The following is a 23166-nucleotide window of genomic DNA, read 5'->3' as shown; positions in this document are numbered from 1 at the left end:
GTTCAAGCCTCGGAAGCGGATTGCTTGTAGTTGTAACCGATCGGGTGCGGCATGTTGCGCGCCTTGGCCAGTTCGATCTGCTTCTGCCGGTCGATGGCACTGCGACGGGTTTTCTCGCTCAGCTTATCCCAGCAATGCGGGCAACTGATGCCGGCCACATAGTGCTCGGATGCGCGGTCTTCAACGCTGACAGGCGTACGACAGGCATGACATTGATCGTAGTCGCCTTCGCTGAGATCGTGACGAACGGTCACGCGGTTATCGAACACGAAGCAGTCGCCCTGCCATTTGGTTTCTTCCTGCGGCACCTCTTCGAGGTACTTCAGGATGCCGCCCTTGAGGTGATAGACCTCGTCGAAACCCTGACTGAGCATGTAGCTCGACGCCTTCTCGCAGCGAATGCCGCCGGTGCAGAACATCGCGACTTTCTTGTGCACGGCCGGGTCGAAGTTGGCTTTGATGTAGTCGGGGAACTCGCGAAAACTGGTGGTCTTCGGATCGATGGCGCCTTCGAAGGTGCCGATCGAGACTTCGTAGTCGTTGCGGGTGTCGATCAACAACACTTCCGGATCGCTGATCAGCGCGTTCCAGTTCTGCGGATCCACATAGGTGCCGACCTTTTTGTTCGGGTCCACGCCTTCAACGCCCAGGGTGACGATTTCTTTCTTGAGTTTGACTTTGGTGCGGTAGAACGGCTGATCAAAGCAGTACGACTCTTTGTGGTCGATGTCGTCCATGCGCGGGTCGTTCTTGAGCCAGGCCATCAGCCCGTCAATGCCTTCGCGGCTGCCGGACACGGTGCCGTTGATGCCTTCTTCGGCGATCAGCAGCGTGCCTTTGATGCCGTTGTCGATCATCGCTTGCAGCAGTGGTTCGCGCAGGTCGACGTAATTTTCCAGGGTGACGAACTTATACAGTGCCGCCACGACAATCTGTTGTGTCATGGGTAATTCTCCAGGTGGCTACCCTCGTAAGGGGTGAACCGGATGCGAAAAAAAACGCGCCGGGTGAGCGGCGCGTTGCGGATTCTAGCAAAAACCGTATGGCTTTAGGACTGTGAGATACCTTTGTGGCGAGGGAGCTTGCTCCCGCTGGACCGCGAAGCGGTCCCAAAACCTGCAACGGTGTTCTGTTTGAAAGAGCTCAGTTGCCGGCATTACGACTGCTTCGCAGCCGAGCGGGAGCAAGCTCCCTCGCCACAACAGCCCCGGGCCATCAGATCAATGACTGCCGCCAGCACAGGTCGGCGAGGCCGGAGCCGCATCGATCTGTGCCCATTCCTCCGGCGTGTAGGTATGCAGCGCCAACGCATGGAACTCGCCCATCAGTTCGCCCAAAGTGCCGTACACCTTCTGGTGACGCTTGACGCGATTGAGCCCTTCGAACTGCCGGCTGACCACCACCGCCTTGAAGTGGGTCTGTAACCCACGACTGTGCATGTGGCTTTCATCCAGCACTTGCAGGTGCTCGGGCTGTAGCAGCCCCAGCGTCGATTCGATGCGTTGTTGCATGGTCATCCCGAACTCCGCTTAAGGCTTTTTCTTGGCTGGAGCTGGAGCGGCCGCATCTTTCGGCGTCAGCTCGGCCGTCATGTCAGCCAGCAGTTTGTTGACCACAGGCACCGCGCTTTCCAGCTTGGCTTGAGTCATCTGGGCCGATTGCTGAGTCAGCTGCGGCATTTTTTCCAGGACTTTCTTGCCCAGTGGCGACTGGTAGAACGCCACCAGATCCTTGAGCTCGGATTCGCTGAAGTTGGTGGTGTAGAGCTTGACCATGTCCGGCTTCAGCTTGTTCCAGCCAATGGCTGCGTCCAGCGCTGCGTTGGCTTTGGCCTGGTAAGTTTCCAACAAGGCTTTTTTCGACTCAGGTGCTTTGGTCTGTTCAAAGCGCTGAGCGAACATTTGCTGCACTTGCATGTACACCGGAGTGCCCAGTTTGTCAGCGTGCGCCAGGGTCAGGAAAGCTTCGGCACTGGCGTTGTGGCTGGCGGTATCGGCAAAAACCTGGCCGCTGGCGCAAACCAGTGCAACCGCGGTACAGATGGCACGAAGACGAGTCATCGAGTTTCCTTTTCTAGCAGGCGAGGTATAACCCCAAGGGCGACCATTCTGCGCCTAAAAAAGTGTGTCGCTCAACCCCAAGCCTTGTCGCGACTGATTTAGAGGGGTTGAACGGTCAAATTCCAGACTGATGGAACCACGACCGGCGATCACAGCCTAAACTGCGCTATCAGACCTACAGGAGTGTGCATGATGAGCCGTATCGAAACCGACAGCCTGGGCCAGGTGGAAGTCCCGGATGACGCTTACTGGGGCGCTCAGACGCAACGCTCGCTGATTAATTTCGCCATTGGCAACGAACGCATGCCGCTGGCTGTGTTGCATGCCCTGGCCCTGATCAAGAAAGCCGCGGCACGCGTCAACGATCGTAATGGCGACCTGCCCGCCGACATCGCTCGCCTGATCGAACAAGCGGCCGACGAAGTGCTCGACGGCCAGCATGACGACCAGTTCCCGCTGGTGGTCTGGCAGACCGGCAGCGGCACCCAGAGCAACATGAACGTCAACGAAGTGATCGCCGGTCGCGCCAACGAACTGGCCGGCAACCCGCGCGGTGGCAAGAGCCCGGTGCATCCCAACGATCACGTCAACCGTTCCCAGAGTTCCAACGACTGCTTCCCCACGGCCATGCACATCGCGACGGTTCAGGCGGTGCAACAGCATTTGCTGCCGGCGATCGCTGAGTTGTCCGGCGGCTTGGCGGAGCTGTCCGCGCGGCACATGAAACTGGTCAAGACCGGTCGTACCCACATGATGGACGCCACGCCGATTACCTTCGGTCAGGAACTCTCGGCGTTCATCGCACAACTGGATTACGCCGAGCGGGCGATCCGCAACGCGTTACCGGCGGTCTGTGAACTGGCCCAGGGCGGCACCGCGGTCGGCACCGGGTTGAACTCACCCCACGGTTTTGGCGAAGCAATCGCCGCCGAACTGGCCGCCCTCTCCGGCCTGCCGTTCGTCACCGCGCCGAACAAATTCGCCGCACTGGCCGGTCATGAGCCACTGACCACGCTGTCCGGCGCCCTGAAAACTCTCGCTGTGACCCTGATGAAAATCGCCAACGACCTGCGCGTGCTGGGCTCCGGACCACGAGCCGGTTTTGCCGAGGTGAAACTGCCGGCCAACGAGCCGGGCAGCTCGATCATGCCCGGCAAGGTCAACCCGACCCAGTGCGAAGCGTTGTCGATGCTGGCCTGTCAGGTGTTGGGCAACGACGTCGCCATCGGTTTTGCCGCCAGTCAGGGGCACCTGCAATTGAACGTGTTCAAACCGGTGATCATCCACAACCTGCTGCAATCGATCCGCTTGCTGGGCGACGGCTGCAGCAACTTCCAGCAGCATTGCATCGCCGGCCTGGAACCGGATGCCGAGAAAATGGCCGAGCATCTGGAACGAGGCTTGATGTTGGTGACAGCGCTGAACCCGCACATCGGGTACGATAAATCAGCCGAGATTGCCAAGAAGGCCTACAGCGAGGGGCTGACACTGCGTGAGGCGGCGTTGAAGTTGGGGTATCTGACCAATGAAGAGTTCGATGCGTGGGTGCGGCCGGAGAATATGCTGGAGGCAGGTGCCAAGGGCTGAGTTCTCTAGCGCCCGACAGTCAGTCATCGCGGGCAAGCCACGCTCCCACAGGATTTGTGTCAATCACAACACCCGTGAGCGACCCAAAACCTGTGGGAGCGTGGCTTGCCCGCGATGAACGATAACGCGGTCTAACTGGCTGCCATCCGCACCCGCCGTGCCCTGAGCCCGGCGATCAACGATGGCCCCAACGCCACCAGCGCCGACCCGAGCACCACCAGCACCGCCCCGCCATAACCCAGACCATTGATCTGCTCGGCATGCACATACTCCGGCCATAACCACGCAGCCACGGCCACCGCGGCAAAGGTCACCAGCGGCGTGATCGCCAGCGTCGCGCTGACTCGCGACGCTTCCCAATGGGCCAGGGCTTCGGCGAAGGCGCCATACGCGATCAGGGTGTTCAAGCAGCACGCCAGCAGCAGCCAGCCTTGCAGCGGGCTCAGTTGCAGTGCTTCCAGCGGATGCACCCAGGGCGTCAGCAACAGCGCGCAGAACAGGTAAATCACCATCATCACCTGCAACGAATTCCACACCGTGAGCAACTGCTTCTGGCCCAAGGCATAGAAGGTCCAGACCGTCGACGCCAACAGCACCATCAGCACACCCGCGGTGTAATCGGTCAGGGAGGTGAGCAACTCGCCCAGGCGCTGATTGAAGAACAGTGCAAAGCCGATCAACAGCACCAACAGGCCAATCCCCTGCCCCACGCTGAACCGCTCCTTGAACACGAACAGACTGGCGATCAGCAACATGATCGGGCCCATCTGCACCACCAGTTGTGCGGTGCCGGCGCTAAGCAGGTTCAGGCCCATCAGGTACAGCACGTAGTTGCCGACCAGTCCGAGCACCGCCATCAACACCAACCAGCCACCGCGCGGGCCAAGGACTTTGCGGCTCGGCAAGCGCTTGGTCGCCGCCAGATAAATGAACAGGCAACCGCCGGACACCATCAGGCGAAACCAGGTCACTGTCACTGGGTCCATCACCAGCAGCACTTGCTTGAGTTTGATCGGCAGAATTCCCCACAACAACGCGGTCAGCAAGGCCAGGAATAAACCGTACACCCAGCGACCCGATGAAATATGCATGCTGCCCCCGAAGCCCATTGGCAAGAATGCTCATTCTAGGCTCAGACCGGGGCGCGACACAGGGACAGTTGCCCTCGGGCCGCGATTGAAACTGTGCAGGTCGTACCATGACATTGACGGGATGCCGTCGATCAGCTCGCCAGGCGTTGCAAAGGGTTCATGCATAAGCTCATTGAAACCGCCCTCTGCAGGAGATCACCCATGTACGGCATGCGCGCCCATGACACCGCCCCCGCCACGCACTTTCGCTGTGACCGGTTGTGTCGTGTCAATGGGGAGTTGTATTTCACCACCCGGGAACAGACCCTGGAGGGGCCGTTCGATAATGCGGCGACGGCCGAGAAGGAGATTCAGGCTTATATCGAGCGGATGCAGGTTTTGAGCATGAACATGTCATCGAGGTGACAACACCCGCGAGCATAACTGCTCTCGCGGGGTGTAAGCGCAACATACAAGGAGCGAGGCTTGCCCGCGAAGGCGACCTCACGGAATTACCGCACCGCCTCAAACAACCCCGTAGCCCCCAACCCCCCCCCCCCCCACATGGTGACGATGCCGTAACGCAGGTTACGCCGCTGCAACTCGCGCACGATGTGCCCGACCTGACGCGAACCGGTCATGCCGAACGGGTGGCCGATGGAAATCGAGCCGCCATTGACGTTGTATTTGTCGTTGTCGATCTCCAGCCGGTTGCGGCTGTACAGGCATTGCGAGGCGAACGCTTCGTTGAGCTCCCACAAATCAATGTCGGCAATCTGCAACCCCTTGGCCTTGAGCAACTTCGGCACCGAGAACACCGGGCCGATGCCCATCTCGTCCGGCTGGCACCCGGCCACGGTGAAACCGCGAAAGAAGGCTTTGGGCTTGAGCCCCAGCGCCAGGGCTTTTTCCAGGCTCATCACCAGCGTCATCGAAGCACCGTCAGACAGCTGCGACGAGTTGCCAGCGGTCACCGAGCCGTCTTCGGCAAACACCGGTTTCAACCCGGCCAGGCTTTGCAGGGTGGTGTCGGGGCGGTTGCAGTCGTCGTGATCGACAATGCCGTCGAGGATCTGCACCTGGCCGGTGGCCTTGTCTTCAACGCGATACTTCACCGCCATCGGCACGATTTCATCGTTGAACAACCCGGCGGCCTGCGCCAGAGCGGTACGTTGCTGGCTTTGCAGGGCGTACAGATCCTGCTCCTCGCGGCTGACGCTGTAACGACGCGCGACGATCTCGGCGGTCTGGCCCATGGGGAAATAGATACCTGGCACCTGCTCTTTCAGCAGCGGGTTGATCAGGTTGTCGGTGTTGACGCTTTTCATGGTCAGGCTGATCGACTCGACACCACCGGCGACGACGATGTCGCTGCAACCGGAAGCGATCTGATTGGCGGCAATCGCGATGGCCTGCAAGCCCGACGAACAGAAGCGGTTAAGGGTCATGCCACCCGTGCCGATGCCCAAGTGCGACAGCACCGCGACGTTGCGACCGATGTTGTAGCCCTGGGCGCCTTCGTTGGAACCGGCGCCAACGATGCAATCCTCGACGCTGGCCGGGTCAACGTCATTGCGCGTGAGCAGCGCGTTGACACAGTGCGCCGCCATGTCGTCGGGACGGGTCATGTTGAACTTGCCGCGAAAGGATTTGGCCAGGCCGGTCCGCACGCTGTCGACGATCACCACTTCACGCATGGCATACACCTCATTGTTGTTGTCAGTCGGGAGTTGGACCGAGCATAAGCCCCACTCATGACTGACCGCGACAATCATTCACCCCGCGTATGCGTAACCATCGGCTCAGCGCTTGCGCTTTTGCAGTTTCTTCTCCCGTTTGTCGGACTTTTCGAATGCTGTTTCCAGCGCCTCATTGAGGGTGCGCAATACCTTGACCCGCGCCCAGCGCTTGTCGTTGGCTTCCACCAGGGTCCAGGGCGATACCTCGGTGCTGGTGCGGTCGACCATATCGCCGACCGCGGCGCGGTAATCGTCCCACTTGTCGCGGTTACGCCAGTCGTCTTCAGTGATCTTGAAACGCTTGAAGGGGATCTCTTCGCGCTCCTGGAAGCGCTCCATCTGAGTCTGTTTGTCGATGGTCAGCCAGAACTTGACCACGATCACCCCGGCATCGTCGAGCTGCTCTTCGAAGTCGTTGATCTCGCCGTAGGCACGCAACCAGTCCGCCTCGCTGCAAAAACCCTCGATGCGCTCCACCAGCACCCGGCCATACCAGGAACGATCGAACACAGTGAATTTTCCCCGCGCCGGAATATGCCGCCAGAACCGCCAGAGATACGGCTGCGCCCGTTCTTCTTCGGTAGGCGCGGCGATCGGCACGATGTTGTACTGACGTGGGTCGAGTGCCGCGGCCACCCGACGGATCGCCCCGCCCTTGCCTGCCGCGTCGTTGCCCTCGAACACCGCGATCAGCGCGTGACGACGCATGCGTTTGTCGCGCATCAGCCCGGAAAACCGTGCCTGCTCGGTAATCAGTTGCTCTTCGTAATCGTCCTTGTCCAGGTTCAGGGTCAGGTCCAGGCTGTCGAGCAGATTCACGTGATCGACGCTGGGAGACAAGGGCGCGGCACTGACTTTGTGCGGGTGAATCCTGGGTCTCTTGAGCGCGCTCTGCAGGCCTTCGAGCAGAATCTTGCCGACCGCCAGGCTGCGATAACGAGCATCCAGGCCAGCAATCACGTGCCACGGCGCGTAGTCGCGGCTGGTGCGGCGTAGTACCCGTTCGCCGTACTTCACGAACTTGTCGTAGGTCGCGGATTGTTGCCAGTCCAGCGGGCTGATGCGCCAGCTGTGCAGCGGGTCATCGGCCAGCGCCTTGAGCCGCGCTTTCATTTGCTTCTTGGAGAGATGAAACCAGAACTTGAAGATCAGCGCGCCTTCGTCGCACAACATCTTCTCCAGCCGTTCGGCGCCGTTGATGGCTTGATCGAGTCGCGGATCCTTGAACAAACCATGAACCCGCCCTTGCAGCATCTGGCTGTACCAGTTACCGAAGAAAATCCCCATGCGCCCCTTGGCCGGGAGCATCCGCCAGTAGCGCCAGACGGGTGGTCGAGCCAGCTCTTCGTCGGTCTGCTGGTCGAAGGTGCGGACCTCGATCAGGCGCGGGTCCATCCACTCGTTGAGTAATTTGACCGTCTCGCCCTTGCCGGCCCCTTCGATGCCGTTGATCAAAATGATCACTGGAAAACGGTGTTGCTGCCGAAGTTCGAACTGCGCTTCGAGCAAGGCTTCACGCAGGGCCGGCACTTCGGCTTCATAGGTTTCTTTGTCAATGACATGACCGATTTCGGCGGATTCGAACATGAGCGCGCTCCTTCCAGGATTGAGCAAGACTAGCGGATTGGCGTCTCATGCGCAGGACAAATCCATCCTTGAGACTGATACGAACCCTGTGGCGAGGGAGCTTGCTCCCGCTGGACGGCGAAGCCGTCCCGATATCAGAAAACTTGTACTCCGGTGCTACATAGACAACCAACTTGCGGCTGCTTCGCACCCGAGCGGGAGCAAGCTCCCTCGCCACAAAACGACGATTCTCCCTGCCTCCCGAATGTGGCACTTGCCACGGATCAAGCACCGCCGTGGCGATCGGCTAGAATGGCCACCTTGCCGTTGCCGAGCCTGCCATGAAACCTGTATTGCCCCACGCCCAGCTCGACTGGGACGACCAAGGTCGCCCGCGCTCGCGGGTGTTCGATGATGTGTATTTTTCCGACCAGTCGGGCCTTGAAGAAACCCGCTACGTGTTTCTGGAGCAAAACGAATTGCGCGACCGCTTCGCCGCATTGCCGGCGGGCGGTCGACTGGTGATTGGCGAAACCGGTTTCGGTACCGGGCTGAATTTTCTCTGTGCCTGGCAGTTGTTCGAACAACACGCGGTGGCCGGTGCGCGGCTGCATTTTGTCAGTGTCGAAAAGTACCCGCTGAGCGCTCCCGACCTGCAACGAGCCCTGGCGTTATGGCCAGAGCTCAAGCCGTTCGCCGATCAACTGCTGGCGCAATACGTGGCGATCCATCAGGGCTTTCAGCGGCTGGTGCTGGACAGTGGCCGCGTCACCCTGACCTTGCTGATCGGCGATGTGCTGGAGCAGTTGCCGCAACTGGACGCGCAGATCGACGCCTGGTTTCTCGACGGGTTTGCCCCGGCGAAAAACCCCGACATGTGGACTGCCGAGCTGTTTGCTGAACTGGCGCGTCTGGCGGCACCCGGCTCTACCATCAGCACGTTTACCAGCACCGGCTGGGTACGCCGCCTGTTGAACGCCGCAGGCTTCAAGATGAAACGCACGCCAGGCATCGGTCACAAGTGGGAGATCCTGCGGGGCACCTTTCTTGGCTGGCCTGAAGAGACCGCACCACCTGCCGCGACTAAACCCTGGTTCGCTCGCCCAACCCCGCCGACCGGCGAGCGCCGCGCCCTGGTGATCGGTGCCGGGCTGGCCGGTTGCGCCAGCGCCGCCAGTCTCGCCGCGAGGGGTTGGCAAGTGAGCCTGTTGGAGCGCCACGAAGCACTGGCGCAGGAAGCCTCGGGCAACCCTCAGGGTGTGCTGTACCTCAAGCTTTCGGCCCACGGCACCGCGCTGTCGCAATTGATCGTCAGCGGTTTTGGTTACACCCGGCGCCTGCTGGAACAGTTGCAGCGCGGCGTCGACTGGGACGATTGCGGGGTCTTGCAACTGGCCTTCAATGCCAAGGAAGCCGAGCGTCAGGCGCAATTGGCCGCGGCTTTTTCGCCAGGCTTGGTACACCTGCTCGATCAACCGCAAGCACAGGCCCGGGCCGGCATCGAACTGGAGCACGGCGGCCTGTTCTTCCCGGAAGGTGGCTGGGTTCATCCTCCTGCGTTGTGCCAGTGGCAGGCGTCTTCAACGAACATCCAGTGGCTGCCCCATCGCGAGGTGCTGGAACTGCGCAAGGTCGATGATCAATGGCAAGCCTGGGACGGCGAGGCACTGCTGGCCAGCGCGCCCGTGGTGATTCTGGCCGGCGCCGCCGAGATCAAGCGTTTTCCCCAGAGCGCCGAGTTGCCCCTCAAACGCATTCGCGGCCAGATCACCCGACTGGCGCAAACCCCTGAAAGCCAGAGCCTGGCAACCGTCGTCTGCGCCGAAGGCTATGTGGCACCGGCACGTCTGGGCGAACACACCCTCGGCGCCAGCTTCGATTTCAAGAGTGACGATCTGGCCCCGACCGTCGCCGAACACCTCGGCAACCTGGCGTTGCTCGAAGAAATCTCCACCGACCTGGTCACCCGCCTGCATGTTCAAGACCTGGACCCGCAGCAGCTTGAAGGGCGCGCGGCGTTCCGCTGCACCAGTCCCGATTACCTGCCGATCGTCGGACCACTGGCCGATCAGGCCAGCTTCGCCAATGCCTATGCCGCGCTGAGCAAAGATGCCCGACAAGTGCCCGATGTGCCCTGCCCGTGGCTCGATGGGTTTTACGTCAACAGCGGTCATGGCTCTCGCGGTTTGATCACCGCGCCATTGTCCGGAGAGCTGTTGGCGGCATGGCTTGAGAGCGAGCCTTTGCCCTTGCCCAAAACCGTGGCCGAAGCCTGCCACCCCAACCGTTTTGCCTTGCGCCAGTTGATCCGCGGAAAAGTCTGACACGCAGACTTATAACTTATCGGTCTAAAACTCCAGGGATTCAGCCGGGTCAGTTTCCGGGTACCCGCCGTTTTTTGGCGGGTATCGATTGACCCTCCCCAACGGAAAAACCGGTAAGGACTTATGTGCGGATTAGCTGGAGAATTACGTTTCGACCATCAACCTGCGGACCTCGCAGCCATTGAACGAATCACCCATCACCTGGCCCCTCGCGGCCCTGATGCGTGGGGCTTCCACAGCCAAGGCCCGATTGCCCTGGGTCATCGGCGCCTGAAAATCATGGACCTGTCGGACGGCTCGGCACAGCCGATGATCGACCATCAACTGGGCCTGTCCCTGGCCTTCAACGGCGCCATCTACAACTTCCCGGAACTGCGCACCGAGCTGGAAAGCCTCGGTTATGCCTTCTACTCCGGTGGCGACACCGAAGTGCTGCTCAAGGGCTATCACGCCTGGGGTGAAGCGCTGTTGCCCAAGCTCAACGGCATGTTCGCCTTCGCCATTTGGGAACGTGACGCCCAGCGTCTGTTCATCGCCCGCGACCGTCTCGGTGTGAAGCCGCTGTACCTGTCGCGCACCGGCCAGCGCCTGCGCTTTGCCTCGGCATTGCCGGCATTGCTCAAGGGCGGCGACATCAACCCGATCCTCGATCCGGTGGCGCTCAATCATTACCTGAACTTCCACGCGGTGGTCCCGGCCCCGCGCACGTTGCTGACGGGCATCGAAAAACTGCCCCCGGCGAGCTGGATGCGCATCGAAGCAAACGGCACCACCGAGCAGCAAACCTGGTGGAGCCTGCCCTACGGCCCACATGCCGACGAACTGAATCTGACCCTCGAAGACTGGCGTGACCGTGTGCTCGACAGCACCCGTGAAGCGGTGGCGATCCGTCAACGGGCGGCTGTGGATGTCGGTGTGCTGCTGTCAGGTGGCGTCGATTCGAGTCTGTTGGTGGGACTGTTGCGCGAAGTCGGGGTCGAAGACTTGTCGACCTTCTCCATCGGTTTCCAGGATGCCGGCGGCGAGCGCGGTGATGAATTTCAGTATTCGGACCTGATCGCCAAACACTACGGCACCCGGCATCACCAACTGCGTATCGACGAACAAGAGATCATCGAGCAACTGCCGGCAGCGTTCCGCGCCATGAGCGAGCCGATGGTCAGCCATGACTGCATTGCCTTCTACCTGCTGTCCCGGGAAGTGGCCAAGCATTGCAAAGTGGTGCAGAGCGGCCAGGGCGCGGACGAGTTGTTCGCCGGGTATCACTGGTATCCGCAGGTGGACGGCGCGAGCGATCCGTATGCGGCGTATCGCGATGCGTTTTTCGACCGCAGCCATGTCGACTATGCCGCCACAGTGCAGCCGAAATGGCTGACAGCCAACGATGCCGCCGGCGACTTCGTGAAGGAACATTTCGCCCAACCCGGTGCCGACGCGGCGGTGGACAAAGCCCTGCGCCTGGACAGCACCGTGATGCTGGTGGACGACCCCGTCAAACGGGTCGACAACATGACCATGGCCTGGGGTTTGGAAGCGCGCACGCCGTTTCTCGACTATCGCCTGGTGGAGTTGTCGGCGCGAGTGCCGGGCAAATTCAAACTGCCGGATGGCGGCAAGCAAGTCCTGAAAGAAGCGGCGCGGCTGGTGATTCCGAGCGAAGTGATCGATCGCAAAAAAGGCTACTTCCCGGTGCCAGGTCTCAAGCATCTGCAGGGCGACACACTGAACTGGGTGCGTGAACTGCTGCTCGATCCGAGTCAGGATCGCGGCCTGTTCAATCCCGCCATGCTCGACCGCCTGCTGACCGACCCGCAAGGCCAGTTGACCCCGTTGCGCGGCTCCAAGCTGTGGCAATTGGCGGCCCTGAACCTGTGGCTCTGTGAACAAGGAATCTGATCGATGAAACCCCACGCCACGGCTTACAGCCAACGCTTGTTGCGCGGTCAGGCGCCCTCCTACGAACGCTTGCAGGCACGCCTGGCCGAAGACGGCAGTGCATTGAGCGCCGTGCCCATCGCCGTGCATTGCGGTTGGGGCCGGTTGTTGATCGGCCATACCTTTCCCGATGCGGCGAGCCTCGCCCAAGAGTTGCTCAATGAGCAGCCCGGTGAGCGGGACATCGCCTTGTACGTCGCCGCCCCCCAGCAAGTGCTGGGGCTGGAACCGGCGCAACTGTTTCTCGACCCGTCAGATACTTTGCGCCTGTGGTTCAGCGATTACCGTCAGGCCACCCGGGTGTTTCGCGGTTTCCGTATCCGTCGGGCGCAAAGCGAGGCGGACTGGCAGGCGATCAATCAGCTGTATCAGGCCCGCGGCATGCTGCCGATCGATGCAGGTTTACTGACGCCCCATCATCAGGGCGGCCCGGTTTACTGGCAGGCCGAAGACGAGGACAGCGGCGCAATCATCGGCAGCGTCATGGGCCTCAATCATCACAAGGCATTCAACGATCCGGAAAACGGCAGCAGCCTGTGGTGCCTGGCTGTGGATCCGCAATGTTCCCGCCCAGGTGTCGGTGAAGTGCTGGTGCGGCACTTGATCGAACACTTCATGAGCCGTGGGCTGAGTTACCTGGACCTGTCGGTGCTGCACAACAACCGTCAGGCGAAAAGCCTTTATGCCAAGCTCGGTTTTCGCAACTTGTCGACGTTTGCGATCAAGCGCAAGAACGGCATCAACCAGCCGTTGTTTCTCGGCCCCGGCCCCGAAGCCGAGTTCAATCCGTATGCGCGGATCATCGTCGAAGAGGCTCATCGGCGCGGCATTGAGGTGCAGGTGGATGACGCGCAAGCCGGTCTGTTCACCTTGATTCACGGCAGTCGCCGGGTGCGTTGCCGCGAATCCTTGAGCGATCTGACCAGCGCCATCAGCATGACCTTGTGCCAGGACAAAAGCCTGACCCACAAAGTGCTGAAAAACGCCGGCCTCAAACTGCCCGCCCAACAACTGGCGGGAAGCGCGGACGACAACCTGGCGTTTCTCGACGAGCACGAACGGGTGGTGGTCAAACCGCTGGACGGTGAACAGGGCCAAGGGGTGGCGGTGGATTTGCGCAGCATCGAGGAGGTCCAGCAAGCCATCGAGAACGCCCGTGCATTCGACAGTCGAGTGCTGCTGGAAAGCTTTCACGAAGGCCTCGATTTGCGGATTCTGGTGATCGGATTCGAGGTGGTCGCGGCCGCCATTCGCCGGCCGGCGGAAGTGGTGGGCGATAGTCAGCATTCCATCGGCGCGCTGATCGAGGCCCAGAGCCGTCGCCGTCAGGCAGCGACCAGCGGTGAAAGCAAAATCCCGCTGGATCAGGAGACCCAACGCACCTTGCAGGCGGCGGGTTATGACTACGGCAGTATTCTGCCGGCCGACGAGCACTTGTTCGTACGGCGCACGGCGAATCTTCATACCGGCGGCATCCTTGAAGACGTCACGGCGATTCTGCATCCAACCCTGGTGGATGCGGCGGTGCGCGCGGCGCGAGCGCTGGATATTCCGATGGTCGGGCTCGACCTGATGGTGCCTGCCGCCGACCAGCCGCAGTACGTGTTTATCGAAGCCAATGAACGCGCCGGCCTGGCCAACCATGAACCGCAGCCGACGGCCGAGCGGTTTGTGGATTTGTTGTTTGCGCATAGTCAGCCGGCAGTCCCTTAGTGATGTGTTGTTTGTACCAACACCATCAGGAGTTTCCATGACCAGCAAAATTCCCGAACCGGATCTCGATTACCTGCAAAAAGTCCTGCTGGAAATGCTCGCCATTCCCAGCCCCACCGGGTTCACCGACACCATCGTGCGGTACGTCGCCGAGCGCCTCGAAGAGCTGGGCATTCCCTTTGAAATGACCCGTCGAGGCACCATCCGCGCGACTCTTAAGGGCAAGAAGAACAGTCCGGACCGAGCAGTCTCCGCTCACCTGGATACCATTGGCGCGGCGGTTCGCGCGATCAAGGACAACGGACGCCTGACCCTGGCGCCCGTCGGCTGCTGGTCCAGCCGTTTTGCCGAGGGCAGCCGCGTCAGCCTGTTCACCGACAACGGCGTGATCCGCGGCAGCGTGTTGCCGCTGATGGCTTCCGGGCACGCGTTCAACACCGCCGTGGATGAAATGCCGATCAGCTGGGATCACATCGAATTGCGCCTGGACGCCTATTGCGCCACCCGCGCCGATTGCGATTCGCTGGGGATCAGCATCGGCGATTTCGTCGCCTTCGACCCGTTGCCGGAATTCACCGAAAGCGGCCACATCAGCGCCCGTCACCTCGATGACAAGGCCGGCGTTGCCGCACTGCTGGCGGCCCTGAAAGCAATTGTCGACAGCGGCGAAGAGTTGATGATCGACTGCCATCCGCTGTTCACCATCACCGAGGAAACCGGCAGTGGCGCGGCGGCTGCCCTGCCCTGGGATGTCAGCGAATTCGTCGGCATCGACATCGCGCCGGTCGCGCCCGGCCAGCACTCCAGCGAACACGCGGTGAGCGTGGCGATGCAGGATTCCGGCGGGCCTTATGACTATCATCTGTCGCGGCACCTGCTACGCCTGGCCGCTGACAACGAACTGCCGGCGCGTCGGGACCTGTTCCGCTATTACTTCAGCGATGCTCACTCGGCCGTCACCGCCGGCCACGACATTCGCACCGCGCTGCTGGCCTTCGGTTGCGACGCCACCCACGGCTACGAACGCACCCACATCGACAGCCTCGCCGCCCTCAGCCGCCTGCTCGGCGCCTACATCCTCAGCCCACCGGTATTCGCCAGCGATGCACAACCGGCCACAGGGTCACTGGACCGGTTCAGTCACCAGATCGAGCACGAGACGCAGATGGAAAGCGATACCCGGGTGCCATCGGTGGATAGCCTGCTGGGACAGCGCACAGAAAGCTGAGGCGAACACTGGTGATGTGTTCATATCCGCCGTAGCATCGCGCCAATGTTTAACCGAGGTGCCTTATGCTGATCCCCCACGACCAACTTGAAGTCGACACCCTGACCCGCCTGATCGAGGATTTCGTGACCCGTGACGGCACGGACAACGGCGATGACACGCCGCTGGAAACCCGTGTATTGCGTGTCCGTCAGGCATTGACCAAGGGCCAGGCGCTGATCGTCTTCGATCCGGAAAGCGAGCAATGCCAGTTGATGCTCAAGCACGACGTGCCCAAGCACCTGTTCGACTGAGTCAACGACCTTTGGCTTTTGCCTGTTTGATCTGGATGCGCTCGTAGACTTCGGCGCGGTGTACGTTGACCTGCTGTGGCGCTTCAACACCGAAGCGCACACTGCTTCCGTTGACGGCGAGCACCCGCACGGAAATGTTGTCACCAATGGATATCAATTCGCCCACAACGCGACTGAGTACAAGCATGGCATTCATCCTTCAGGGTTACCGGCCCCTGAAGATGCCCGGCGCAGAGCGGGTCTTCAATGCAACGACCGCAAAACAGTCCCGCCCTACAATGCAGGCTGCATCACCCTGACGGACGTGTCTGACAAACCGCTTGAATGAAGGACCGATCCGTCAGGAAGCGGTAAGGCGCGGGCCAAACAAAATGACACTCGCCCCGAGTACACACAGCGCCACGCCGATCCAGTCCGAGCCCAATGGTCGAATCCGCTCGACCACCGCCAGCCAACCAACCGACGCGATGATGTAGATGCCACCGTAGGCGGCATAGGCGCGACCGGCGTAGTTCGCTTCGACACGGGTCAGCAGTAGCGCGAATAACGTCAGGCTGAGCAAGGCCGGGATGACCCACCACACGCTTTTACCCTGGCGCAGCCACATCCAGAAAGCGAAGCAGCCGGCGATTTCGAACAGCGCGGCGAGGAAAAACCACAGGTAATTGAGCATGCAAACGTCTCGTGAGGATGACCGATTGCGGCCACCCTAACGACGGTGTTGCGCACGGGCAAGTTCAGCCTGCGTTTTGTTTGGCCTTGGCGCGCATTTTGTCGGCCATCACAGTCATTTCGTTGTAGAGCAGTTGCGGGTCTTTCTGTTTGATTGCCCAGGCCATGCGCCCCTGTTCATGGGGCAGGATCAAGAATTCGCCGGCGGCGACCTGCTGATAGATGTAGTCGGCAATGTCGGCAGCGGTGATCGGCGAGCTTTCCAGCAATTTGCCGACCTGGGCTTTCATGGCCGGGGTCGGGCCACGGAAGGAGTCCAGTAGATTGGTCTGGAAGAACGACGGGCAAACTACATGCACGCTGACTTCCTCATGGGCCAGTTCAATCAGCAAACTTTCGGACAACGCCACCACACCTGCCTTGGCCACGTTGTAGTTGCTCATGGCCGGGCCTTGCATCAGCGCCGCCATCGAGGCGATGTTGATGATTTTGCCTTTGCTTTTCTCCAGCAGCGGCAGGAAGGCCTTGCAGCCCTTGACCACGCCCATCAGGTTGATCGCGATTTGCCAATCCCAGTCCTCCAGCGACAGTTCACTGAAGAACCCGCCCGAGGCCACACCGGCATTGTTGACGATGACATCGATACCGCCGAGTTTCTCTTCGCAGGCTTGGGCGAAGGCGGTCAACTGACTGTAGTCGCGCACATCGCAGCGCTGAATGAAGCCGTCACCGCCAGCTTCGCGCACCAACTTGAGGGTTTCCTGCAGGCCGGGCTCACTGACATCCGACAAGGCCAGCTGCCAGCCTTCACGCGCCCAGCGCAGCGCGATTTCGCGACCCAGGCCTGAGCCCGCGCCAGTGATCATCATGCGATTTTGCATAGCAAACAGCCTTGTTGTTCCGGGGAAGATGCACCGAGTGTAGCGAAGGATAATGCGCGACCCACGCTCCATCAGAGTGCTGAATGGCCAGCGATGAACCACGGCGCGGTGCGGTTGTTTCAACTTCGAGACACAGCAAAAGAAATAAACATACTTTCCAAAAACATTAAAAAAACTTGGAATTTTTTTTCATAGCCATGAGTCGGATTTTTTAAGCAGCTAGGATTAATACAAGTCCAGCTGATGGCTAAAACGCCAGGTCAAACCCACAACGCTTCCAACAAGGAAATAGACATGGGCACAATTCTTATCGTTATTCTTATCCTGTTGCTGATAGGCGGCCTGCCGGTCTTCCCGCACTCCAGAAGTTGGGGTTACGGCCCGTCCGGCATCATCGGCGTGGTGTTGGTGGTGCTGTTAATCCTATTGCTGCTTGGCAAGATATAAAGATTTTACCGGCAAAAAAAAGAGGCCCTGCGAAGGGCCTCTTTTCCATGTTCGGAAAACTTAGTCCGGTTTGCCGTCAACCACACCGGCGGTGTTGTCCAACAGGCTCTTGGTAGCCGTCTGGATGAACGACTCGAGCTTCTGCTTGAGCGCCGCTTCATCAGCCGATGCCGGGATCACTTCACCTTTCGGGTTAGCGCCCAGTTCGTATTGATACAACCTTGGCGGCATCTCTTTAGGCAGTACCAGCACGCGGTCCGCGGTGAGCAAGGCGACCGTCTGATCGCTGCCCGACGGCTTGATCATGCCGAAACCCTTGTCACCTTCCGGCAGGTTCAGCAAGTCGCGCCCCCAGCATTGATGAACCACATCGCCACCCACGCGGCCCATGATGGTCGGCACGATGTCGATCTGGGTGCCCACGGTGTGGTCGACCTGACCGAATTTTTCCTGTATGCCCGGCCCGATCATCAGCATCGGCACGTTGAAGCGGCCCAGGTCCATTTCGGTGATCTGTTGTTCATTGCCAAAACCGTGGTCGCCGACGATCACGAACAGGGTTTCCTTGAAGTACGGCTCTTTGCGGGCCTTTTCAAAGAACTGACCCAATGCCCAGTCGGAGTAGCGCATGGCGGTCAAGTGTTCGTTGAGGCTGCCACGATCGGTCACGCGCTCCACCGGCAACGGCGTCGGCAAGGCGTATGGCGTGTGGTTGGACAGGGTTTGCAGCAAGGCATAGAACGGTTTCTTGTCCTTGCCGTCGCGGGCTTTCAACTCTTCCAGGCCACGGTTGAACATGTCCTGGTCAGACACGCCCCAGGTCGGGTCGGAGAACACCGGGTTGACGAAGTCATTGCGCCCGATAAAGTTGGTCATGCCCTGGTTGCTGAAGAAGCCCGACTGGTTGTCCCAGGCGAAGTCGCCGTTATAAACATACACATCGTCGTAGCCACGAGTGCTGAGCAACTGTGGCAGGCCGGACAGTTTGTGGCTGCCTTCCGGGGTCTGCATCAGGTATTCGAAACCTGGCAGGTTCGGGAAGCAGGCCATGGTGGCGAACATACCCTGGTGGGTATGGGTGCCGTTGGAGAAGAAACGGTCGAACAACAGACCTTCTTTCGACAGTTTGTCGAAGGAAGGCGTGATCTGGCCCGGACGTCCCAGAGCGCCCACCGAGTGACCGGCGAAGCTTTCCATCAGGATCACCACGACGTTCTTGATCGGCAGTGTCTTGTTGGCGTCGGGGGTGTAGTTGCGGCGCACCGCGGCGGTCTCCGGGTTCACCAGTTTGTCGCTCGGAGTCAGCAGCATATCGCGCACGGTCTGCTGGGCCAGAGGTTGTTCCAGTGTGGCTTTCCAGATGTTGTCGCGCTCTTCGGACATCCGGCTCTTGGCCGCGGCGATCAGCGACAGCGTGCCGTTGAGGCCCAACTGGTTGGCGAAATTCGAGTCGGTGGTGTAAACGTCACCCCAACGCAGCGGCGGGCCTTGACGCAGAGTGCCGCGCGCCGCGACCACGCAGATCATCAGACAGACCACAAACACCACGCCGCGCACATACCACGGAGCGACCTGGCGCGTGCCGATGCTGCCACCACTGAACGGCCCGCGAGGACGTGTGGCGCGGTCGGCGCCCTTGAACGCGAGGGTCAGAATCAACGTGCCCACACCCCAGGCCAACAGGTAGCGAACTACCGGAAAACCGTACCAGAGCATGCTCATCACGGTTTTCGGGTCTTCTTTCACATACTGGAAGACCAGGCCGTTGAGGCGCTGGTGGAACTCGCGGTAAAAGTCCATCTCCATCAGGCCGAGGAACAACGCGATACTCGAGGCAATGGTCAACCAGAGCCGGAAGAACCCGCGGGCCGCCATGGCCCGGGCGCTGAACAGGGCCAGCAGCAGCGGAACGCTGAGGTAAACCACCAGGCGCAAGTCGAAACGCAGGCCATTGGCGAACGCTTCCAGGAAGGTCGAAGCCGGTGTGTCGAGGATCATCGAGCGGTTGTAAACCAGCAGCGCGACGCGCAGCAGGCTGAACATGACCATCATGATCAGGGCGCACAACAGTGTGTAGGCCAGATGCGATTTGACGGTCGGTTGCAGCAGGCGACTAGTAGCTCGCTGCTGATTCAGGGCGTCCGGGTTTGCCATGTCGTTTTAGGACCCATTGGAAGTTGAAGTTACAAAAATACAGTGGCGCCTTGCCCTCTGTTGGCCATCCTCGGCCCCGGGGCGTGCGCGGTGCGCAAATGTTGCACGATCAACAGCTGCATTGCCATTGATTACTGCCCGACAGCCCAACTGTCGCTTGTAGCGCTCTGGGACAAGAGGCGTGGCGCAAAGTTGCGGGGTTGACTCGTTGAGGCGAGAGCGAATTGTCTTGGAGACTTTGTGAAAATTTTGTTCAACGCATATCCGGAAACAAAATAAAGCCAGCCCTTGGTAAAAAACGCAAACGCCCCGATCAAGTCGGGGCGTTGTTCAACAGGTCGTATCAACTGGATACGCGGTTACTTCTCGGCGCGTTCTTTCAGGGCTTTGAGAGTATTGAATGGCGCATCGACCACGAACTTGTTGGCCAACCACGACGGCACGCTGCCACCTGGATCGGTGTGGACCTGATACGTCACTTCGACTTGATCGCCTTTGGGCACGAACTTCCAGAAACCCTTGACTTGGGCAACCCGTACAAAACCTTTTTCTTCCGGAAGGTACTTCGGCTGCCCTTCCAGCTCGCGGGTCAGGCTGCCATCGGCGCCGTCAACGGTGGTGACATGCAATACAGAATCGCGAGAAGTCACCGGCCACGGTGTATTGAACTGAGTGTAGGTCCAGCTCTGGTTGCCTTCATGCTTGAGCAGCTTCTGGACCTTGCACTCGTGAATCCAGGCGCAGGCTCCCGGAACGTCTTCCTGCAGTGCACGCAGTTTGGCCATGGTGGTCTTCATGACCGTTACACCACGGTAAGCCTTGTATTGGGAACCAGCCACCTCACTCAAGGACACCTTGATGCCGTCTTCGTCCTTGGCGGTTTTCCAGTCTTCGGCCTGGGCCGTGGAGGCCAGCAAAACCGTCAAACCACACAGCACAGCGATACGATGCAGCGAACCCATAGTCTTATTCCTTATTGTTGAAGTTCCGTTCGTTGAACACATCACGCGGCCGTCATTTGCTCCCACCAGCCCAGCAATTTGATCGCTTCGTCGCGGCTGCTTCCGCAAACCTCGACATCGGCCTCAAACGCCGAACACACCGCGGGACGTTCCGGCTTGCCGAAAATGCTGCACAGGTTATCGGCAGACAGTTGTACGCATCGTTCTCCGGCGGCTTTGCCATTGGGCATGCCGGGAATCGGCGAACTGATGGAAGGGGCAATGCAACAGGCGCCACAGCCTTCACGGCATCTCATGACGACAAGCTCCTCGCGACGAGCAATGTGTTAAAGGGACGTGGCACAGAGTAACGGCTAAAACAGTTGTTTTAAATTACCCGGGCCCGGGTTTTTACGCTCAAACGAACGTGACTGACCAGTCTCCGACAAAGCGTCTGTTTCGCGGGTCACGAACAGGGGGAAATTTACTGCTTGAACTCGAATTCCAGCGCCGCGCCTTCAACGTCCCGGCGCTCTTCATTGCGCCGTTGCAGCTGCATTTCGTTGCTGATCAGGCGACCGTTCAGCTGAAACGGACTGCTTTTGCCGCCGAACATTTGCGGCAACACCGCATCGTGTCGAGGCAACGGTACCGTGCCGACCGGTTTCAATTCATCGACCTTATCCTTGGGCAAGCTCAAGTCGAGATTGGCGGGAGGGAGTTTGGTCTTCAGCGCTTCACTGGCTGGTTTTGACTTGGAAGCAATGGGAGAACGCTTTTTGACCGGTGCAGCCTTCTTTGTGGCCGGAGTGGTTTTTATGACAGTCGCCGGTTTTTTCGCGGTTGCAGCGGCTGTCGGTTTTTCCTGGACGGAAGCCGCCATGACACCTTCCGCATGACAAGTCATCAACAGGCAGATCAATAACCAGGCGGCAGGAAAAATCGGTTTCATGGACCCAACGGCGCGAACGGCAGAAGGTTATATGCTCGCCTGTTGGAGGCGACAAGACAAGCGGGCAGTTCATAACTGCCCGGCAAGTCAAAAACCGCTCATTGTCTCCTGACACAGTTGTGTCGCCAGCAGCCCCAGCGTCATCAATGCACGCTCGGCCTCGCGGTTCCAGGGGATGCCACAGTTCAGGCGAATGCAGTGATTGAACTGTTCGGTGTTACTGAAAATCAGCCCCGGCGCAATGCTGATGCCCTGCTGCAGCGCACGCACATGCAACTCTTGCGTATTGACCCGCCCCGGCAGACTGACCCACAGAATGAAACCGCCGGTAGGCCGGGTCATCTGTGTACCTTCCGGGAAGTATTGCTGCACTGCCAGTTGGAAAGCGCTGAGGTTCTTGCGGTACTCCTGACGGATGTAACGCAAATGCCGGTCGTACCCGCCGTTCTCCAGATAGGCCGCAATGCCCATTTGCGTGACGCTGCAGGCCGAATGCGTGCTGAACGTCTGCAAGCGCTGAATTTCCTGCTGGTACTTGCCGGCAATCATCCAGCCGATCCGCACGCCGGGCGACAGGGTTTTGGAGAAGCTGGAGCAATAAATCACCCGATCCAGCCGGTCATAGGCCTTGAGCGATTTGGTGCGGCCCTGCTCGAACATCAGCTCGCCGTAAATATCGTCTTCGACAACCTGGATATCGAAATCCGAGGCCAGGCGCAGCAGTTGTTTCTGCCGCTCTTCGGGCATGGTGCCGCCCAAGGGATTGCTCAGGCGCGTGGTCAGCACCAGTGCCTTGATCGACCACTGGTTGGCCGCCAACTGCAAGGCTTCGAGGCTCATGCCGGTGGCCGGATCGCTGGGGATCTCGATGACTTTCAGCCCCAGCAGGTCGGCCAGTTGCAGCAAACCGTAATAGGTCGGCGACTCGGCGGCGATCAGATCGCCCGGCCGGGTCAATACACGCAGAGACATCTGCAACGCATCGACGCAGCCGTGGGTGATCACCACTTCCGACGGATCAACCACCACGCCGGCATCGCGCATGCGGATCGCCACTTGCCGACGCAACGGCTCGAAACCAGGGCTGAACATATAGCTGAACGCGCGCGGACTATGGAAACGGGTGACTTTGGCCAGTTGCTGATGCAGTGCCCGCACCGGCAGATAATCGACGCTCGGTACGGCTGCGCCCAACGGGAACACGCCTTCGCGGCGGGATTCGACCAGGACTTGCTGAATGATGCTGCTGCGGGTGACCAGGCCTGGGCGCTCGACCCGGGCGATGTCCGGGGTCGGTGCCGTCAGGGCGGGTGTCTGGTGCACGTAGTAACCGGATTGCGGCCGGGCACGGATCAGCCCTTGATCTTCAAGGTTGGCGTAGGCCTGCAACACCGTCGCATGGCTGACGTTGAGCTGCGAGCTCATCTTGCGCACTGAAGGCACGCGCTCTCCCGGCTGATAGACGCCGCGGCGGATGTCTTCGGCCAGTTGCTGAGCAATACGTTGATAGAGCAAGAGATTGGTCATGACGCAGCACTCGATTTCACGGGCATTTTATTCTTGTGTGAAACAATACCGGAACAGTTTAGAAGTGTACTGGGACA

General features: G+C 59.9%; 22 protein-coding genes. 8 read left to right on the top strand and 14 right to left on the bottom strand.

What is annotated here, in order from left to right:
* Window positions 1–2 precede the first annotated feature (2 nt).
* From ACCC96_RS00445 to ACCC96_RS00435, 3 genes are all read right to left on the bottom strand, one after another.
* Window positions 3–944, bottom strand: coding sequence for a rhodanese-related sulfurtransferase (locus tag ACCC96_RS00445; RefSeq protein ID WP_413694688.1), 942 nt, complete (start codon window positions 942–944; stop codon window positions 3–5).
* Between the two features lie 276 nt (window positions 945–1220).
* The gene (locus tag ACCC96_RS00440) at window positions 1221–1517 is read right to left on the bottom strand and encodes a BolA family protein (RefSeq protein WP_018929866.1); all 297 of its coding nucleotides are present in this window, start codon (window positions 1515–1517) and stop codon (window positions 1221–1223) included.
* A 12-nt stretch (window positions 1518–1529) separates the two neighbouring features.
* Window positions 1530–2060: a DUF2059 domain-containing protein gene (locus tag ACCC96_RS00435; RefSeq protein WP_019650483.1), complete on the bottom strand. Its 531-nt coding sequence runs from the start codon at window positions 2058–2060 to the stop codon at window positions 1530–1532.
* 192 nt (window positions 2061–2252) lie between these two features.
* Here ACCC96_RS00435 and ACCC96_RS00430 point away from each other — a divergent pair, with 192 nt between their 5' ends.
* On the top strand, window positions 2253–3647 hold the full coding sequence (locus ACCC96_RS00430; RefSeq protein WP_019650482.1) for a class II fumarate hydratase: 1395 nt from the start codon (window positions 2253–2255) through the stop codon (window positions 3645–3647).
* A gap of 131 nt (window positions 3648–3778) precedes the next feature.
* On the opposite strand, the gene ACCC96_RS00425 is transcribed toward ACCC96_RS00430, so the two are convergent.
* Window positions 3779–4738 (bottom strand): DMT family transporter, encoded by a 960-nt coding sequence (locus ACCC96_RS00425; protein WP_413694687.1) that lies wholly within the window; start codon window positions 4736–4738, stop codon window positions 3779–3781.
* 201 nt (window positions 4739–4939) lie between these two features.
* Here ACCC96_RS00425 and ACCC96_RS00420 point away from each other — a divergent pair, with 201 nt between their 5' ends.
* Window positions 4940–5143 carry a DUF6316 family protein gene (locus ACCC96_RS00420; RefSeq protein ID WP_413694686.1) on the top strand — a complete coding sequence of 68 codons (204 nt, stop codon included), beginning with the start codon at window positions 4940–4942 and terminating at the stop codon, window positions 5141–5143.
* 86 nt (window positions 5144–5229) lie between these two features.
* Here ACCC96_RS00420 and ACCC96_RS00415 read toward each other — a convergent pair whose 3' ends face one another.
* Entirely contained in the window at window positions 5230–6414 is a 1185-nt protein-coding gene (locus tag ACCC96_RS00415; RefSeq protein ID WP_413694685.1) for a thiolase family protein, read from the bottom strand.
* Between the two features lie 105 nt (window positions 6415–6519).
* Window positions 6520–8043, bottom strand: a complete 1524-nt coding sequence (pap, locus tag ACCC96_RS00410) for a polyphosphate:AMP phosphotransferase (protein WP_413694684.1) — start codon at window positions 8041–8043, stop codon at window positions 6520–6522.
* Window positions 8044–8363: 320 nt separating this feature from the next.
* On the opposite strand from pap, the gene mnmC reads away from it, so the two are divergent.
* From mnmC to ACCC96_RS00385, 5 genes are all read left to right on the top strand, one after another.
* Window positions 8364–10346 carry a bifunctional tRNA (5-methylaminomethyl-2-thiouridine)(34)-methyltransferase MnmD/FAD-dependent 5-carboxymethylaminomethyl-2-thiouridine(34) oxidoreductase MnmC gene (gene mnmC / locus ACCC96_RS00405; RefSeq protein WP_413694683.1) on the top strand — a complete coding sequence of 661 codons (1983 nt, stop codon included), beginning with the start codon at window positions 8364–8366 and terminating at the stop codon, window positions 10344–10346.
* A 123-nt stretch (window positions 10347–10469) separates the two neighbouring features.
* Window positions 10470–12242, top strand: a complete 1773-nt coding sequence (locus ACCC96_RS00400) for an N-acetylglutaminylglutamine amidotransferase (RefSeq protein WP_413694682.1) — start codon at window positions 10470–10472, stop codon at window positions 12240–12242.
* A 3-nt stretch (window positions 12243–12245) separates the two neighbouring features.
* Entirely contained in the window at window positions 12246–13994 is a 1749-nt protein-coding gene (gene ngg / locus ACCC96_RS00395; protein ID WP_413694681.1) for an N-acetylglutaminylglutamine synthetase, read from the top strand.
* A gap of 37 nt (window positions 13995–14031) precedes the next feature.
* On the top strand, window positions 14032–15222 hold the full coding sequence (locus ACCC96_RS00390; protein ID WP_413694680.1) for an osmoprotectant NAGGN system M42 family peptidase: 1191 nt from the start codon (window positions 14032–14034) through the stop codon (window positions 15220–15222).
* Between the two features lie 65 nt (window positions 15223–15287).
* Entirely contained in the window at window positions 15288–15515 is a 228-nt protein-coding gene (locus tag ACCC96_RS00385; protein ID WP_003199186.1) for a YheU family protein, read from the top strand.
* 1 nt (window position 15516) lies between these two features.
* Here the strand turns inward: ACCC96_RS00385 and csrA are convergent, their stop codons facing one another.
* The 3 genes from csrA to ACCC96_RS00370 all read right to left on the bottom strand — a co-directional run bounded on the left by csrA (window position 15517) and on the right by ACCC96_RS00370 (window position 17068).
* Window positions 15517–15702 carry a carbon storage regulator CsrA gene (gene csrA / locus ACCC96_RS00380; RefSeq protein WP_019650474.1) on the bottom strand — a complete coding sequence of 62 codons (186 nt, stop codon included), beginning with the start codon at window positions 15700–15702 and terminating at the stop codon, window positions 15517–15519.
* Between the two features lie 153 nt (window positions 15703–15855).
* Complete coding sequence (locus tag ACCC96_RS00375; RefSeq protein WP_258672839.1) at window positions 15856–16188, bottom strand: YnfA family protein; 333 nt, start codon at window positions 16186–16188, stop codon at window positions 15856–15858.
* Window positions 16189–16252: 64 nt separating this feature from the next.
* On the bottom strand, window positions 16253–17068 hold the full coding sequence (locus ACCC96_RS00370) for an SDR family oxidoreductase (protein WP_018929879.1): 816 nt from the start codon (window positions 17066–17068) through the stop codon (window positions 16253–16255).
* Window positions 17069–17356: 288 nt separating this feature from the next.
* Between ACCC96_RS00370 and ACCC96_RS00365 the strand changes: the two genes are divergently transcribed.
* A complete protein-coding gene (locus ACCC96_RS00365; RefSeq protein WP_172901242.1) occupies window positions 17357–17515 on the top strand; it encodes a DUF3309 family protein in 159 nt (52 codons plus the stop codon).
* 60 nt (window positions 17516–17575) lie between these two features.
* Here the strand turns inward: ACCC96_RS00365 and ACCC96_RS00360 are convergent, their stop codons facing one another.
* The 5 genes from ACCC96_RS00360 to ACCC96_RS00340 all read right to left on the bottom strand — a co-directional run bounded on the left by ACCC96_RS00360 (window position 17576) and on the right by ACCC96_RS00340 (window position 23089).
* On the bottom strand, window positions 17576–19669 hold the full coding sequence (locus ACCC96_RS00360; RefSeq protein ID WP_413694679.1) for an LTA synthase family protein: 2094 nt from the start codon (window positions 19667–19669) through the stop codon (window positions 17576–17578).
* 359 nt (window positions 19670–20028) lie between these two features.
* Complete coding sequence (locus tag ACCC96_RS00355) at window positions 20029–20631, bottom strand: START domain-containing protein (RefSeq protein ID WP_413694678.1); 603 nt, start codon at window positions 20629–20631, stop codon at window positions 20029–20031.
* Between the two features lie 41 nt (window positions 20632–20672).
* Window positions 20673–20927 (bottom strand): YkgJ family cysteine cluster protein, encoded by a 255-nt coding sequence (locus ACCC96_RS00350; protein WP_007942053.1) that lies wholly within the window; start codon window positions 20925–20927, stop codon window positions 20673–20675.
* Window positions 20928–21094: 167 nt separating this feature from the next.
* Window positions 21095–21562, bottom strand: a complete 468-nt coding sequence (locus tag ACCC96_RS00345) for a translation initiation factor 2 (protein ID WP_413694677.1) — start codon at window positions 21560–21562, stop codon at window positions 21095–21097.
* Between the two features lie 87 nt (window positions 21563–21649).
* Window positions 21650–23089, bottom strand: coding sequence for a PLP-dependent aminotransferase family protein (locus ACCC96_RS00340; RefSeq protein WP_019650470.1), 1440 nt, complete (start codon window positions 23087–23089; stop codon window positions 21650–21652).
* Window positions 23090–23166 lie beyond the last annotated feature (77 nt).

Source organism: Pseudomonas sp. Pseusp11, from assembly GCF_047304405.1.
Lineage (GTDB): Bacteria > Pseudomonadota > Gammaproteobacteria > Pseudomonadales > Pseudomonadaceae > Aquipseudomonas.
This window is presented reverse-complemented; position numbering and strand designations above follow the sequence as displayed.